A 16,090-nucleotide genomic window follows, 5' to 3' on the forward strand; every position below is an offset into this window, starting at 1 on the left:
ACCGCGGGCCTTCGTCGTGTCGGTTTCCGTTACCGGATCAGCCGCCGGTGGATTCAGCCGCCAGTGGATTCGTAGGCATCGACGGCTTGCTGCACCCGCCGCAGCGCCCGTCCGTAGGCTTCGAAATCGCCGCTGGTCTGCGCGTTGGCCAGCTCCGCGAGTGCCGAATCGAGCTCCGCGACCGCGGCATCGCGATTCGCGGGAGTCGTCGGCGCCGGCGAGGTGGGCTGCTGTTGCTGCTGATCGGAAGGCTGGTTCTCGTCCGTGGTGCCCTCGATCACCTCGCCCCGCGTCTCGTCCTCCACCTCGGCGGTGGGCAGCGCCTCACCACCGGGAGCGGTGGCCGCGTCGCCGACGCCGGGACCGAACACCTGGTCGAGCGCACCGGCGAGAGTCGGTGCGTAACCGATCCGGACGCCACCGCTGGCACCCGGCTCCCGGTAGCTGACGAGCACGCGCGACAGCTGCGGGAAGGTCGACGTGCTACCCGCCGTCGCGTTGCGCTCGGTGTACATCGGCTGGACGTACAGGATGCCGCCGTCCGCGATGGGCAGGGTGAGCAGGTTGCCGTATTGGATCCGGTTGGACCGTTCGAGCAGGGTCCGTTCCGAAGCCACTCGGGTGTCGGAGATCATCGCGTTCTGCGTCTGCTCCGGACCGAAGGTCTGCGTATCCGTCGGCAACTGCAGGATCGTGAACTTCCCGTAGTTCTCCGGATCGGATTCGACCGAGATGTACGCCGACAGGAACTGCCGGTTGTAACCCACCATCGCCGAGGTCAGACGGAACCGGGGATCCGCCGTCTCGCGATCGCCCATGAGCAGGTAGTAGGGCGGCTGGTTCGCGCTGGTGTCGACCGTCGGGTCCGCCGGCACCGACCAGAACGCATTGTTCGTGAAGAACTCGCGCGGGTCGTCGACGTGGTACTTGGCGAGCATCTCGCGCTGCACCTTGAACAGATCCTCCGGGTACCGGAAGTGCGCCCGCAGCTCGTCGGAGATCTGGTCCTGCGGGGTCACCGCATCAGGGAAGACACCCATCCACGCCTTCAGAACCGGGTCCTCATCGTCGACCTGGTAGAGCGTCACCGTGCCGTCGTAGGCATCGACCGTCGCCTTCACCGAGTTGCGGATGTACGAGACCTCCTTGCGGGGCAGCAACCGGCCGGTGTTCTGGTCGATGCTGTCCTCGACGAGGCCCTCGAGCGACGCGCGCTGCGCGTACGGGTAGTAGTCGAGCGTGGTGTACGCGTCGACGACCCACTTGATGCGACCGTCGATCGCGGCCGGGTAGGCGTCGCCGTCGGCCGTCAGCCACGGCGCGACCTTCGTCACGCGCTCACGCGGGTCGCGGTTGAACAGGATCTTCGAGTCGCTGCCGATGGCGCTCGAGAACAGGATGTTGCGTTCGCCGTACTTCGCGGCGAAGGCGAGCCGGTTGAACCAGTTGCCGATGTCGACGCCGCCCGAGCCGGTGTAGGTGTACTTTTCGGTGTCGGTGTCGTACTCGCGCGGACCGGACGAGTCGGCGCTGTTGCCGACGATCGCGTAGTCCGGATCGGCCTCGGCGATGACCTCGCCGTAGTAGATGCGGGGCTGCTCGACGGGGATGACCTGGTTCTCCGCAGCGAGCGACGCCAGGTCGCTGACGAAGTAGACGGGATAGCCGCTGTTGCTGTTGGCGGCCTCCTCCGCCGAGGCACTCGCGGCGGCGTTCACGCGGTTGGCGGGCGCCGCGACGAGACCGTTGCCGTGCGTGTACACGGTGTGGCGGTTGATCCAGTCGGTCTGGTTGCCGGTCAGGCTCGTCGGCGAGAGCTCACGCGCCGCGACGATGTAGTCCTCCATACGACCGTCGAGCTCGTACCGGTCGATGTCGAGCGACTCGGGGTAGCCGTAGAAGTTCTTCAGCTGCGTCTGCTGCGTGAACGTGCGGGGAAGCACGTTCGGGTCGAGCAGGCGGGCGTTCGCGATCGTGGTGATGTCGGCCGGGATGTTCTCGGGCGAGGTGGTGCCCACACCCGGGTAGTCCTCGTACGCCACCTTGTCGTCGGTGATGCCGTACGCCTCGCGGGTCGCGGCGATGTTGCGCTCGATGTACTCGCTCTCCTTGTCGGCAGCGTTCGGGCGCACCGAGAACTGCTCGACCATGAGCGGGTACACCGCGCCGACGAGGATCGACGAGAGCACGAGCAGCGCCGTCGCGAGCGCGGGGATCCGCAGGTCGCGCAGGAAGATCGCGGCGAAGAACGCGATCGCGCAGATGACGGCGATCGCGAGCAGGATGAGCTTGGCCGGCAACACCGCATTGATGTCGGTGAAGCCACCGCCGGTGAAGGTGGGTTCCTTGCGGCTGCTCCACAGCAGTTCGTACCGATCGAGCCAGTAGGCGAACGCCTTGAACGCGACGAACAGGCCGGCGAGGACCGCGAGCTGCACACGCGAGGCCGTCGACATGCTTCCCCCGCGACCGGCGAGGCGGATGCCGCCGAAGATGTAGTGGGTGACGAGGTTCGCGATGAACCCGAGCACGATCGCGACGAAGAACCAGTTGAGCAGGAAGCGGTAGAACGGCAGGTCGAAGGCGTAGAAGCCGACGTCGAGACCGAACTGCGGATCGGTGGTGCCGAAGTCGCCGCCGTTGAAGAACATCTGGACGGTGACCCAGCCGGCCTGGGCGACCAGACCGGAGAGCACACCGAGCACGACCGGGATACCGATCCCGAAGGCGCGCATGCGCGTCATCACGGTGGTGCGGTAGCGCGCCACCGGATCATTGGGTCCGGTGGTCGGCACGAAGACCGGGCGCGACCGGTAGGCGAGCAGCATCGCCAGCCAGACGACACCGCCGATGAACAACCCGACCGCCAGGAACAGTGCGATCCGGGTCAGGAGAACCTTGACGTATACGTCCCGGAAGTCGACCTCGCCGAACCAGAGCCAGTTGGTGTAGGTGTCCACCAACCGTGGTCCGAGCAGGAGCAGCACTGCGGCCACCACTGCCAGGATCAGCAGAACTCTGCTCCGCTTCGACAATGTAGGTACTCCGGTCGGGGGCCTCATGCCCACGTGCCACGCTCCCAACTCGTCCGGCGGCGCGATCGCACCGCATCTGTACATCTCGCGCTCGACGAAAGCGTGCGAGCACGCCTCGTTCTCACGGAGTGACCGTTTCGCCCCACTCTACGGAATCCTCGTACAGGGGGTCGCACGACGCAGGTCCGGCAGCGCACACCCGCGTACGGGTGCCAGGATAGGCCGGTGAACCAACGTCTTCCCGTACCTTCCGAACAAGGACTCGCGCGCGCCGTCCACGAGATCATCGATTTCGCGGATGCGGAGGGTTGGGACCGCCCTCCCGTCATGTTCGCGCTCGTCCCGACCGTGCTTCTCGCAGCCGCCGAACCCGCCCTCGCCGACCAGCTCGACGAGGGACACGAGTACACCCCGATCGCGCAGGAATCTTTCCCCGACGACGTCGAGGGCGGCAGTCCCGCACTCGAGGAGTTCCTCGCCACGACCACCTGGCCCGGATCGGTTGCCGGGTGCGCTCTCGTGCAGGAGGTGGTCGTGCTGCCGCCGAGCGCGGAGAACGAACTCGACGACGCCTTCACGCCATTGCTCGCCGACGCCCACGCGGCAGACGAGGCGGCCCGGCTCGCAGCGCACAGTCACCCGGAACGACGCGCCGCCCGCCTCATCTCCGCGGTCCTGCGCGACGGGCCGTCACTCTCGCTCCTTCAGTTGCGCCCCCTCGACGACGACGATCCGTTCGCGGGCACTGAACTGCGGACCTACGACAACCTCGCCCCGCACGTCGTGGCCGCGTTGTACGCGACCCTCGAGGCGAGCGACGACGACTACTGAGAGGGCGATCACCGCACTGCCGGCCCCCGTGCGGCGCGCGGGATCGGCTGCCGACGGGCGGGATCAGCTGCAGGCGGGCGCGTCGCGTCCGTCCGCGATCGCTGCCAGCGCGTCGATCGCACCCTCGAGCGTCTCGACCTTCACGAGCTGCACACCCTCGGGGGCGCCGCTCTGCGCCTCCGCGCAGTTCTCGGCGGGCACCAGGAAGACGGTCGCGCCGTCCTCCGACGCCGCGGTGAGCTTGTGGGTGATCCCGCCGATCGGACCGACCATCCCGTCCGAGTCGATGGTGCCGGTACCGGCGACGTCCAGACCGCCGTTGAGCAGGCCCGGGCTGAGCTTGTCCACCACGGCCAGACTGAACATCAGGCCGGCGGACGGTCCGCCGATGTCGGCGAGGTTGAAGGTGACCTCGAAGGGCACCTCGGGAACCTCCTCGGTGGCGATGCCCAGGAAGCCCTTGTCCGGGTCGCCGGGCCGGGAACCGACAGGAACGTCGAACGACTCCTCGGCATCGCCGCGCCGGACGGTGACGTCCACCGACTCACCGGGCGGCACGTCGCCGACCGCGCGCTGGACCTGGCCGGCCGTGCGCATCTCCTCGCCGCCGACGGCGACGATCCGGTCGCCCGCCTCGAGCAACCCGGCGGCAGGGGCGTCCTGGCCCACCTCGGCGATCCGCAGGGTCACCGGCAGGTCGAGATAGTGCAGGGCGGCGAGTTCGGCGGACCGCTCCGACTGGGCGAACTGCGCCTGGTCGACGGCCTGGACCTCGTCCTTGCTGCGGTCGGGCGGGTAGACTTGCTCGCGCGGCGCCACGCCGTAGCGCCCGCTGATCCAGGCGGTGAAGGTCTGCGCGAGGGTGAGATTGTCGGTGACCCCGACGGTCGTCATGAACAGACTGCCCTCGGTCTCGTCCTCCTCGATCCCCTCGAGCGCGACGACCGGGGTGCCCTCGATCTCCCCGAGCGTGTCGAAGACGGGGCCGGGGCCGAGCGCCACGTACGGCGCCCGGACGTTGAACGCCACGACCACGATGACGAGGATCGGGAGCACGAGCGCGAGCGGCAGGACGTAGCGACGATTCACCCGGCCAGGGTAACGGTCGCCCGACCACCCCCTTCACACCACGACCGTGTCGTGTTCGCCATGAGCGTGACCACGACGCCGGTCCCCGCCCTGGACGCCTTGTACCGTTGGATACATGAGCGACACGCCCTTCGGATTCTCGAATCCCGACGACGACCCCGACCGTAGGAAGGACGAGGGTTCCGGTAGCGGCGGAGCCGGTGGCGGCATGCCCTTCGGATTCGGACTCCCCGGCAGCGGTGGGGGCGACAACCCGTTCGGCGGTCAGGGCTTCGATCCCGCGCAGTTCGGTCAGATGCTCAGCCAGTTCGGCCAGATGCTCGCCGGTATGGGCAGCGCCATGGGTTCCGGCGGCGGCTCGGGTCCGGTCAACTACGACATCGCGACGAAGCTCGCACGTCAGCAGATCGGGTCCGTCGACCCGGTCTCGCCCCGTACCGCCGACGCCGTGACGGACGCCGCGCGCCTCGCGGAACTGTGGCTCGACGCGGCCACCACGCTGCCCGCGGGTGCGTCGAAGGTCGTGGCGTGGACGCCCGTCGACTGGCTCGACAACACCCTCGAGACGTGGAAGCGCCTGTGCGATCCGATCGCCGAGCAGGTCAACGGCATGATGCTGAACGGTCTACCCGAGGAGGCCCGTGCGATGGCCGGGCCCATGCTCGGGATGTTCTCGCAGATGGGTGGGGTTGCTTTCGGCTCCCAGCTCGGCCAGGCCCTCGGCCAGTTGTCGAAGGAAGTGCTCACCTCCACCGACATCGGTCTCCCCCTCGGCCCGGAGGGCACCGCCGCTCTCCTGCCGGCCGCGGTCGAGAGCTTCGGTGAAGGACTCGAGCAGCCCGCTCAGGAGGTGCTCGTCTTCCTCGCCGCACGCGAGGCCGCCCATCAGCGCCTCTACAGCCACGTGCCGTGGCTGCGTCAGCGGATGCTGGCGACCGTCGAGGAGTACGCACGCGGCATCCGCATGGACATGTCGTCGATCGAGGATCTCGCCCAGGGACTCGACCCGTCTGCACTCACCGACCCGTCCAAGCTCGAGGAAATCCTCAAGCAGGGCGCGTTCGAACCCCAGACCACCCCGGAGCAGAAGGCCGCACTCGAACGACTCGAGACGATGCTCGCGCTCGTCGAGGGCTGGGTCGAGACGGTCGTCGCCGACGCGCTCGGCGAGCGGCTCCCGGGTGCCTCGGCCCTCACCGAGACCCTGCGCCGTCGCCGCGCCACGGGCGGACCGGCCGAGCAGACCTTCGCTACGCTCGTCGGCCTCGAGCTCCGGCCCCGGAAGGTGCGCGAGGCCGCTGCGCTGTGGCGACGCCTCACCACCGACGCCGGCACCGAGGCCCGCGACCATGTGTGGGCGCATCCCGACCTGCTGCCGGACTCGTCGGATCTCGACAACCCGACGGCCTTCGTCGATCGTGTGATCGGCGGTGGCACCGGAGCCTTCGAGGATCCGATCGCCCAGCTTCAGGCGACCATGGAACGTGAGCAGGCCGAACGGGATCGCGCGGCCGAGGACGGATCCGGCGAGGACCGGCCCGGGGACGACAGCACCTCCTAGAACGACCCGATAGAGGCACCCGCGCCTGTGGACAAACTGCTCCTCGTGAGCCGTCCACGGGCGCGGATACTGTCAGTCTGTCTCCATGATCACCGCATCGCGCGAGACGACCACGAATCCCGCGCCGGCCGAGGCTGCGGTTCTCCGGGTCGATCCGGAACTGGCCGTGCTCGAGCGGTCCGACGGCTCGCTCCAGCTCGGCTGGGGTCCCGGCACCGCGACCGTCGTCCTGCCACCCCAGGGCATGGACAGCTTCGACCTCGGCGTTCTCGTCCGACTGCTCGACGGCCGGCTCACCCTCGACGAGGTGCTGGACGTCGCAGCCGAGCGCGGGCTTCCGTCCGGACGGGTCCGGCAGGTGCTCGATGAGCTCACCGCGACGGGTGCGGTCCGGCAGGTCCCCGCGTCGCACGGTCCGGCGCGACCGCGGCGGGTGCGGGTTCACGGCTCGGGTCCGCTCGCTTCGGCGATCGTCGAGGATCTCCCGGTATGGGATGTGCGGTGGGTGCGCTCGTCGTCCGGTGACGAACTGCAGGACCCGGCCGACTGTGTCGTCCTCGCCGACGGGCAGGTGCCCGACCCCCATCTCGTGAACATGCTCGTGCGGGCCGGTATCCCCCATCTCGCGGTGCGGATCAGGGACGGACGCGGCATCGTCGGCCCGTTCGTACTCCCCGGCCGGAGCAGTTGTCTGCGCTGCGCCGATCTCGTGCGGGCCGATCTCGATCCGTCCTGGCCGCGACTGGCGAGTCAGCTGTACGGGCGGCAGGGCCACGCCGGCAGGGCGGTGACGTCGGCGACCGCGGCGATGGCCGTCGGCCAGATCGAGGCGTTCCTCTCCGCAGATCCGTCCGTGACCCCGGCGGTCGACCGCACACTCGAACTGGACCTGCGAACCCACCGCATCGTCACGCGCCGATGGTTCCGTCACCCCCGGTGCGACTGCTCGGCCATCGCTCGGGTCGGTCAGGCATGATGGGGGGCGTGCCAGACATCCCTCGCAGAAGCTCGTCCCGCACTGCCAAGCTCGCGAGCATTCCTCTGGGAATCGCCGGGCGCGCCGCTGTCGGTTTCGGCCGTCGACTCGCCGGCGGAGATCGGGAGGAGATCGACGCCGAGATGACGGCGAAGGCCGCCGAACAGTTGTTCAGTGTGTTGGGCGAACTCAAGGGCGGCGCCATGAAGTTCGGCCAGGCCCTGAGCGTGATGGAAGCCGCCGTCCCGGAGGAGTTCGCCGAGCCGTATCGGGAGGCGCTCACCAAACTGCAGGCGGAGGCCCCTCCACTGCCCGCCCAAGCCGTGCACCGCGTGCTCGACCAGCAACTCGGAACGAAGTGGCGTGAGCGCTTCGAGTCGTTCGACGACGTGCCCGTCGCGTCGGCCAGTATCGGCCAGGTGCACCGGGCCGTGTGGTCGGACGGACGCGAGGTCGCGGTGAAGGTCCAGTACCCGGGCGCCGACGAGGCTCTGCGCGCCGACATGCGCACGCTGTCCCGGTTCGCCGGATTGTTCGCCACGATGATGCCGGGTGCCGATGTGCGTGCGCTGCTCGACGAGTTGTCCGCACGCACCGAGGAAGAGCTCGACTACCGGATCGAGGCCGACAACCAGCGAGCCTTCGCGAAGGCCTTCGCCGGCGACGAGAAGTTCGTGATCCCGCGTGTCGTCGCGAGCGCCCCGAAAGTCGTCGTGACCGAATGGCTTTCGGCCACTCCGCTGTCTGTGATCATCAGCGGTGGCACGCGGGAGCAGCGCAACCGGGCCGGTGCGCTGCTCGCGGAGTTCCACTTCTGTTCGCCCGCGCGCGCCGGTCTGCTCCACAGCGACCCGCATCCGGGCAATTTCATGCTTCTCGACGACGGCCGTCTCGGAGTCATCGACTTCGGGGCCACGGCGTCGATGCCCGACGGCTTCCCGCCGGTGCTCGGACGGATGGTCCGACTCGCCCTCGAGGAACGTTTCGACGAACTCACCCGGCTGCTCTACGACAACAAGTTCGTCCTGCCCGGCCGCACGGTCACCGACGAGGAGATCGCCGACTACCTCCGGCCGTTCACCGACCCGATCCACACCGAGTCGTTCCACTTCACCCGCACATGGCTGCAGCGGGTGGCGGGCACGGCCACGGACTTCTCGAGTTCGACCTTCAAGACGGCTCGGACGCTGAATCTTCCGCCCGAGTACGTGAGTGTGTTCCGGGTGCTGCTCGGCTCGGTGGGCATCTGCGCTCAGCTCGACGCCGAGGCACCGTACATGCGCATCCTCAGTGAATGGCTACCCGGCTTCGTCGAGGAGTGACAAAGCCGGGCAACCGTATTCACGCACAGACCAGTTCCTTGCGGGGTTCGGGCAGCGGATTCTTCCGCGGCCGGCCCCGCGGCCGCTTGCGGGCCACGACCACACCACGGTCGATGATCTCCCCGCCCCACACGCCCCAGGGTTCCTCCCGCTCGAGAGCGGCGTCGAGACACTGGGCACGCACCGGGCAGCCCGCACACAGCGTCTTGGCGTACTCGAGATCGGCCGGGGTCTCAGCGAACCAGAGGTCGGGGTCGTTGTCGTGGCACGGCAGGGTGTCGCGGTCGCGGTCGTTGCGGGAGACCGCGAAAGTGTCGCTGCGCGACAGGATGTCGGTACAACGCATCTCGTCTCCTTCCGTTCGGTTCGGCAGGCTCGACGGGTATTCGCTCGGCACGTGAGCTCCTTCGTTGGTTCGGTGGAATGCGATGCGAACCCGGCCGGAGAACGAGAAAGGCCACGGTCCGCTGGGCGGGGTCCGTGGCCTGGAGGAGACGAAAGGTCTACCGGGAAACAGTTCCCGATCGACTTCCGACCACGGACGAGACGGCGGCGGCGTGCACACGTCGGCGTGCACGCGGCGCGGCTGCCACTGCGGGTGCCACAGATGTGGCGGTGCGAGTGGTAGCGGCGGCCCCAGCGACACGAGGGGCCGCTGCCGCTGCAAGAGCATCGAAACCGAGCATCGGGGCCACCTCACTTTCTCGTCGCGCACGGACCGTCTCCCGTGACATCGTCATCCAGACTAGATTCGTGAGCACGATCGGCACAAGTTATTTTCTACCTGCGGTTTCGTGCCGCGTTCTTCGTCCCCGCACCAAAGTCGGAGGGCATGTCCCTCGCGACCACGAGACTCCTGCCCGACCTCGACGAGGCCGAACGCCTCGTCCTCGGGCTCGGCTCGATGCGTTGCGCGCCGACGACGGCTCGAACAAAAGCACCTTCCGGGTGTTCCGCGACCGGCCGGGCACTACTTCTGCCTGTGCGCCGAATGAACACGGTCGGGTAGTCGTCAGAGGTCGAGGGTGTCGACGGTGTGCTCCCCCCGCACGAGGGCGAGCACGTCGGCACCGTACTGCTCGAGCTTCTTCGCCCCGATCCCCGGGATGGCGACCAGCGCACGATCGTCGCGCGGCTGCTGTTCGGCGATCGCGACGAGGGTGTTGTCGCTGAAGACGACGTAGGCCGGAACCTTCATCTCCTTCGAACGCTCCCGGCGCCATTCCTTGAGCGCGACCAGCAGATTCTCGTCGAGATCGGATGGGCAACCCTCGCAGCGGCCGAGCATGGTCGAGGTGGTGCCCATGAGCGGCTTGCCACAGACGCGGCATTGCGGGCGCTTCTTCCGCGGGGAGGACGGTTCGGCGATCTTCGACGCGGGTGAACTGTCGGGGATGAGCCCGTGAAGGAATCGAGAGCGTCGCCGCGACCGACGTCCGCCCGCCGTGCGGGACAACGCCCACGACAGTTGCAGGTGCACACGGGCTCGGGTGACACCGACATAGAGCAGCCGCCGTTCCTCCTCGATGCCGGCCTCGTCGGGCGGTGTGTCCTTGTCGCCGGTGACATGAGTGATCGGCAGGGTGCCGTCGGTGAGTCCGACGAGGAAGACGGCGTCCCATTCGAGGCCCTTCGCCGCATGCAGCGACGCGAGGGTGACGCCCTGGACCGTCGGTGGCTGGCGCGCCTCGGCACGGGCCGCGAGATCGCGCAACAGACCCTGCAGATCGAGATCGGGTTCGTGCTCGAGCAGTTCCTCGGTGAGCTGCACGAGCGCGACGAGCGACGCCCAGCGCTCGCGTGCCTGCGCACCCACCGGTTCGGTGTCGGTCAGGCCCAGCGGCACCAAGGTGGCCCGGACGAGGCTGCGCAGCCCGGCACCGCGACCGGCATCCTCCGGCAGGTCGTCGCGCGTACCCACCTGACGCAGCGCGTTGACCGCCTGCCGGACCTCCGCGCGGTTGAAGAAACCTTCACCGCCGCGCACCTGGTACGGGATACCCGCCTGCGTGAACGCCTGCTCGTAGGCCTCGGACTGGGCGTTGATGCGGTAGAGCACCGCGATCTCGGCCGCCGGGACCCCCTTGCCCATCAGCTTCGCGACGGCCTTGGCGACCGCCTGCGCTTCGGCGGGTTCGTCGTCGAACTCGGCGAAGGTGGGCTCCGGCCCGGACGGACGCTGACCGATGAGCTTGAGCCGGGTGCCGGCGATGCGGCCCCGCGCCGCACCGATCACGCGGTTGGCGAGGTCGACCACCTCCGGCGTGGAGCGGTAGTCGCGTTCGAGGCGCACGACCGTGGCGTCGGGGAACCGGCGGGAGAAGTCGAGCAGGTGCTTCGGGGTGGCGCCCGTGAACGAGTAGATGGTCTGGTTGGCGTCGCCGACCACCGTGAGGTCGTCGCGCGCGCCGAGCCACGCGTCGAGCACGCGCTGCTGCAGCGGCGTGACGTCCTGGTACTCGTCGACGACGAAGCAGCGGTAGCGGTCGCGGAACTCCTCGGCCACCGCGAGGTTGTCCTCGAGGGCCGCGGCGGTGTGCAGCAGCAGGTCGTCGAAGTCGAGATACATCCCGTCGCCCGACCGGGTCTTGAGCTGCTCGTACGTCTCGTAGACACGCGCGACCCGCTCGGGATCGGCCGGTGGGGTGCGGTGGGCGCGGGCGGCCGCGGCGGGATAGTCCTCGGGCGCGACGAGCGTGCCCTTGGACCATTCGATCTCGGACAGCAGGTCGCGCACGGTGTCGGTGTCGGTCGGGAAGCCGCACCGGTGCGCCGCCTGCGAGACCGCCGCGAACTTGCGATCGAGCAGTTGCCAGGGTGTGTCGCCGACCACCTGCGGCCAGAAGTACCGCAGCTGCCGCAGCGCAGCGGCGTGGAAGGTGCGGGCCTGCACCTGCGTACCGTCGCCACCGATGCCCAGGGCGCGTAGGCGGGAACGCATCTCCCCTGCCGCGCGGGCGGTGAAGGTGACGGCGAGGACTTGGCTCGCGGAGACGTGACCGGCCGAGACGAGATGGGCGATGCGGCGGGTGATCGTGCGGGTCTTGCCGGTACCGGCGCCGGCGAGTACACAGACCGGCCCGCGTGGGGCGAGCACCGCTGCTGCCTGCTCGGGGTCGAGACCGTCCACCACATCCGCACACATGGCCTCCATCATGACAGCGACCGCCGACAGCGCAGCCCACCGGTGAGATCACCCGGTGTGGTGAGGACCACAGCTCACCCCGTCGCGGAACATGTTCGGCGGCTGTGATGTTCTCGAAGACATGACGCCCACCGACGCACCCGCCCTCACCGTCTACTCCACCACCTGGTGCGGTTACTGCAGGCGGCTGAAGACCCAGCTCGACCAGAACGGCATCCCATACGCCGAGATCGACATCGAGTCGGATCCGGCCGCCGCGGAGTTCGTCGGCAGCGTCAACAACGGCAACCACGTGGTGCCCACCGTCAAGTTCGCCGACGGCAGCACCGCGACCAACCCGTCGCTCGCCGAGGTCCAGCGCGCTCTGGGTCTGTAGCTCCCGCTCTTCCGGTAAGGCCGGTCGCGTTCGTCGCGGCCGGCCTCTCCCGTGTCCGGGCCCGACTCGATCCTGCGCCCTCTACCGCAGTGCCCTCTACCGCAGTGCCCTCTACCGCACGGCCTGCTACTCCTTGGCCCAGCCCTCGAGCATCCCGCGCGCAATGGAGATCGAACCGGGCAACAACAGCGGGGCGTCCTCGGCGGACGCCCAGTCGCCAGTCGCCAGCGCCGCACGGACCTCGTCACGAGTGAACCACCGCGCCTCGGTGATCTCCCCGTCGCGGAAGTCCAGCGCCTGCTCGGGATCGGCGATCGCCGCGAATCCGAGCATGAGCGATCGAGGGAACGGCCAGGGCTGACTGCCGAGATACCGCACGTCGCGCACCTCGACACCGACCTCTTCACGGATCTCCCGCACCACGCACGATTCGAGCGACTCACCGGCTTCGACGAAGCCTGCGAGAACGGAGAAGCGCCGCTCGGGCCACACCGGTTGCCGGGCGAGCAGCACCCGGTCGTGTCCGTCGTGTACGAGGCAGATGATCGCCGGGTCGGTGCGAGGGAACTCCTGGTGTCCGGTCTCGGTGCTGATCCGCGACCAGCCGGACATCGTCGGACGGGTGGGCGAGCCGTCGACCGCGCTGTAGCCGGCGTTGTCGTGCCAGTTCAGCAACGCGACCGCGCTGACCATCAGATCGGCGTCGGCATCGTCGAGACGCTCGCCGATGCGCCGCAGATCGGCCACCGTGCCCGTCTGCGCCAGGACGCGAGACGCCCAGACGTGGTGTCCGTCGCGGATACCCAGGAAGATCGCGCCCTCGACCGGTTCGGGACCGAGTTCGGACGCCTCACCGAGCACGAGCGCGTTGTCGGAGACACGGACCTGGTTGCGACGATCGACCCGCAGGAGTTTCGCACCGGCCCAGCCGGCGCGGAGGGCGTCCTCGTCCGAACGCAGTTCCTCCGCCCGGTCGACGACGGTACGTGAGAGCAGCGGGGTACCCGACAGAGCGAAACCGGTCACATCAGCACCCTAGCCACGCATGGCGCCCGGCGACGAACCCACCAGCCGGATGTAGAGCAGTTTGTCGTTCGCTTCGAGCGCGTCGACCTCGGGCGAACCGATCCGCCACATCCGCCCGTCGCGGACGACGGCGAGCACGATGTCCTTGAGATGCCGCGGGGATCCCCCGACCTCGCTGGGGTCGACATCGCGTTCGGTGATGGCGAACCCGGCTTCCGGGGTGAGCAGGTCCTCGATCATCTCGACAACATTCGGCGTGGTCGTGGCAATGCCGAGCAGTCGCCCCGCCGTCTCCGACGAGATGACCACCGAGTCGGCACCGGACTGACGCAGCAGGTGGGTGTTCTCCGACTCGCGGATGGCGGCGACGATCTTCGCGCGCGGGGCGATCTCGCGGGCGCTGAGGGTCACGAGCACCGCGGTGTCGTCGCGGTTCGCGGCGACGATCACCGCCGACGCGTGCTGCACCCCGGCGAGCCGGAGCACATCGGACTTCGTCGCCGAACCCTGGACCGTCACGAGGCCCTGGCCGGCCGCGGACTCGAGAACCACCGGATCGGTGTCGACCACGACGATCTCGGACGGGGGTACCCCGTCGCCGAGCATCGCGTCGACTGCGGTACGGCCCTTGGTGCCGTAACCGATGACGACGGTGTGATTACGCACGCGGCGCCTCCAACGCTGGATCTTGAATGCTTGCCGGGAACTCTCGGTCAGTGCCGACAGAGTGGTACCGACGAGCACGATGAGGAAGAACACCCGGAGCGGGGTGATCAGCAAGATGTTGATCAGGCGCGCTTCGGGTGTGAACGGGGTGATGTCGCCGTAGCCGGTGGTCGAGAGCGAGACCGTGGCGTAGTAGACGCAGTCCAGCAGCGACAGTTCGTCGCCCTGGGCGTCGCGGTAGCCATCGCGATCGAGGTAGACCACGACGACCGCGAGGAACAGCGCCGCGAACGCGTAGCCGATGCGACGCGCGATCGCGAGTCCGGGACTCGTCTGTTCCTGGGGTACGCGCAGCACACCGACGAGCGCGAAGTCGGGGCGCTCGGTGAGCTGATCGGAGCGGCTGAACCGCGCACGCAACCTCCCGGGCATCGCGGTGTCCCACCTTCCTGCTGTCGGCCTCCACTGGTGGCCACCCTCGGTCGTCGCGGTACCGAACGAACTGCGCCCGATACCGGATCGCAGCGTACCGCCGCGCGCTAGTGTGGCACGCATGTCCACGAAAGCGTCGCAGCGCTCTGCGATCCGGCTGGCAGGTCTACTTCTCGGCGTGGGGGTCCTGCACTTCGTGCGACCGGAACCGTTCGACGGCATGGTGCCCCGCGCCCTGCCGGGTGATGCCCGCACCTACACCTACGCCTCGGGGGTCGCGGAGATCGCCGTCGCCGGCGCGCTCGCCGTGCCCCGCACCCGGCGCCTCGGCGGTTCCCTGGCCGCGGCGCTGTTCCTGGCGGTCTTCCCCGCCAACGTGCAGATGGCCGTGACGTGGCTGCGCAGCCCGAAGCTCTCCCCCGCCGCCAAGGCGGTGTCGCTCGCCCGGCTCCCGCTGCAGGTCCCGCTCGTCACCGAGGCACTGAAGGTCCGCCGCACATCCTCCCGCTGAGCTGACCACACGCGGTGAGTGAGGTCACAGCGAGCGGGTATGCGTCGGTATGGACACCGCACGTGGTCTGAAGGTGGTCGTCGTCGGCGCGACCGGAAATCTGGGAACCGGGATCGTCGAGGCGCTCGGACGCGAACCCGACGTCGCCGAGATCGTCGGCGTCGCGCGACGACCGACGGAATGGACGTCCCCCAAGGCGACCTTCACGGTCGCCGACACCACCACCGACGACTTCCGCCCCATCGTGCGGGGCGCGGACGCGGTGATCCACCTGTCCTGGCTGTTCCAACCCACGCACCGCCCGGAGGTGACCTGGGAGAACAATGTGCTCGGCGCGATCTCTGTCTTCGAGGCGGCTGCCGCGGAGAAGGTTCCCGCGCTGATCTACTCGTCGTCGGTCGCGGCCTATTCGCCCGGACGCTCGACGGATCGCGTCACCGAGGACTGGCCCACGCACGGGTGGCCGGGTGCCGCCTATCCCCGCGAGAAGTCGTATCTGGAACGTTTTCTCGACACCCTCGAACTGCGGGCGCCGGAGATGCGCATCGTACGGATGCGGCCCTACTTCCTCTTCAAGCGCGAATCGGCGACCTCACAGCGACGCCTGTTCGTCGGCCCCCTGCTCCCGGGAAACCTGCTGCGCAGCGGACTGCTCCCCGTGATGCCGCTGGTCGAGGATCTGCGTGCCCAGGTACTGCACACGAGCGACGTGGCCGACGCCTTCGTCCGTGCGACCGTCCGGCCCGTCCGCGGCGCGTTCAACCTCGCCACGGAACCGCCCGTGGACGGCGCGTTCCTGGCAGAGATGTTCTCCGCCAGGAAGATCCACGTACCGCGTGCAGCACTCCGCAAGGCCGTGCGGGCGGCCTGGCACGCGCATCTCGTTCCGGCCTCCCCCGGCCTGCTCGACACCGTGCTGCAACTTCCATTGCTCGACAACACGCGCGCCCGCACAGAACTGGGCTGGGAACCGCAGTATTCGCCGCCCGAGATCCTCGAGGAATTCCTGTCGGGACTGCGGGAGGGAGCCGGGATGCCCACCGCTCCCCTTGCACCCGATACCGCCGGACGCCGGGCACACGAAGCGGCCACCGGTATCGGGCAGCGCCCCTGAGGTTGC

Annotated in this window: 13 protein-coding genes; 7 read left to right on the top strand and 6 right to left on the bottom strand. The window is 68.7% G+C overall.

Annotated features, from left to right (window positions below):
* Nucleotides 1-53: 53 nt before the first annotated feature.
* Entirely contained in the window at nt 54-3,068 is a 3,015-nt protein-coding gene (locus tag RBB84_RS11240) for a UPF0182 family protein (protein WP_174556232.1), read from the bottom strand.
* Between the two features lie 192 nt (nt 3,069-3,260).
* Between RBB84_RS11240 and RBB84_RS11245 the strand changes: the two genes are divergently transcribed.
* Nucleotides 3,261-3,866: a PPA1309 family protein gene (locus RBB84_RS11245; RefSeq protein ID WP_006550273.1), complete on the top strand. Its 606-nt coding sequence runs from the start codon at nt 3,261-3,263 to the stop codon at nt 3,864-3,866.
* 63 nt (nt 3,867-3,929) lie between these two features.
* Here RBB84_RS11245 and RBB84_RS11250 read toward each other — a convergent pair whose 3' ends face one another.
* Nucleotides 3,930-4,955, bottom strand: a complete 1,026-nt coding sequence (locus RBB84_RS11250; RefSeq protein ID WP_006550272.1) for a PDZ domain-containing protein — start codon at nt 4,953-4,955, stop codon at nt 3,930-3,932.
* A gap of 115 nt (nt 4,956-5,070) precedes the next feature.
* Between RBB84_RS11250 and RBB84_RS11255 the strand changes: the two genes are divergently transcribed.
* From RBB84_RS11255 to RBB84_RS11265, 3 genes are all read left to right on the top strand, one after another.
* The gene (locus RBB84_RS11255; protein ID WP_024101466.1) at nt 5,071-6,516 is read left to right on the top strand and encodes a zinc-dependent metalloprotease; all 1,446 of its coding nucleotides are present in this window, start codon (nt 5,071-5,073) and stop codon (nt 6,514-6,516) included.
* An 85-nt stretch (nt 6,517-6,601) separates the two neighbouring features.
* Complete coding sequence (locus RBB84_RS11260) at nt 6,602-7,492, top strand: hypothetical protein (protein WP_064255714.1); 891 nt, start codon at nt 6,602-6,604, stop codon at nt 7,490-7,492.
* Nucleotides 7,489-8,814 (top strand): AarF/ABC1/UbiB kinase family protein, encoded by a 1,326-nt coding sequence (locus RBB84_RS11265; RefSeq protein WP_033097113.1) that lies wholly within the window; start codon nt 7,489-7,491, stop codon nt 8,812-8,814. Before RBB84_RS11260 ends, RBB84_RS11265 begins: the two co-directional genes overlap by 4 nt.
* 19 nt (nt 8,815-8,833) lie before the next feature.
* Here RBB84_RS11265 and RBB84_RS11270 read toward each other — a convergent pair whose 3' ends face one another.
* Complete coding sequence (locus tag RBB84_RS11270) at nt 8,834-9,160, bottom strand: WhiB family transcriptional regulator (RefSeq protein ID WP_228044579.1); 327 nt, start codon at nt 9,158-9,160, stop codon at nt 8,834-8,836.
* A 666-nt stretch (nt 9,161-9,826) separates the two neighbouring features.
* Nucleotides 9,827-11,959 (bottom strand): ATP-dependent DNA helicase UvrD2, encoded by a 2,133-nt coding sequence (locus RBB84_RS11275; protein ID WP_156666057.1) that lies wholly within the window; start codon nt 11,957-11,959, stop codon nt 9,827-9,829.
* Nucleotides 11,960-12,080: 121 nt separating this feature from the next.
* Between RBB84_RS11275 and RBB84_RS11280 the strand changes: the two genes are divergently transcribed.
* Nucleotides 12,081-12,335 carry a mycoredoxin gene (locus RBB84_RS11280; protein ID WP_024101470.1) on the top strand — a complete coding sequence of 85 codons (255 nt, stop codon included), beginning with the start codon at nt 12,081-12,083 and terminating at the stop codon, nt 12,333-12,335.
* 126 nt (nt 12,336-12,461) lie between these two features.
* Here RBB84_RS11280 and nudC read toward each other — a convergent pair whose 3' ends face one another.
* Nucleotides 12,462-13,361: an NAD(+) diphosphatase gene (gene nudC, locus RBB84_RS11285; RefSeq protein ID WP_006550265.1), complete on the bottom strand. Its 900-nt coding sequence runs from the start codon at nt 13,359-13,361 to the stop codon at nt 12,462-12,464.
* Between the two features lie 9 nt (nt 13,362-13,370).
* A complete protein-coding gene (locus tag RBB84_RS11290; RefSeq protein WP_006550264.1) occupies nt 13,371-14,459 on the bottom strand; it encodes a potassium channel family protein in 1,089 nt (362 codons plus the stop codon).
* A 121-nt stretch (nt 14,460-14,580) separates the two neighbouring features.
* Between RBB84_RS11290 and RBB84_RS11295 the strand changes: the two genes are divergently transcribed.
* Nucleotides 14,581-14,970, top strand: a complete 390-nt coding sequence (locus RBB84_RS11295; RefSeq protein ID WP_033097208.1) for a membrane protein — start codon at nt 14,581-14,583, stop codon at nt 14,968-14,970.
* A gap of 49 nt (nt 14,971-15,019) precedes the next feature.
* Nucleotides 15,020-16,084, top strand: coding sequence for an NAD-dependent epimerase/dehydratase family protein (locus RBB84_RS11300; RefSeq protein ID WP_033097111.1), 1,065 nt, complete (start codon nt 15,020-15,022; stop codon nt 16,082-16,084).
* The last annotated feature ends 6 nt before the right edge of the window (nt 16,085-16,090 follow it).

It is taken from the genome of Rhodococcus sp. D-6 (assembly GCF_040256695.1).
GTDB classification, from domain to species: Bacteria; Actinomycetota; Actinomycetes; order Mycobacteriales; family Mycobacteriaceae; genus Rhodococcus; species Rhodococcus pyridinivorans.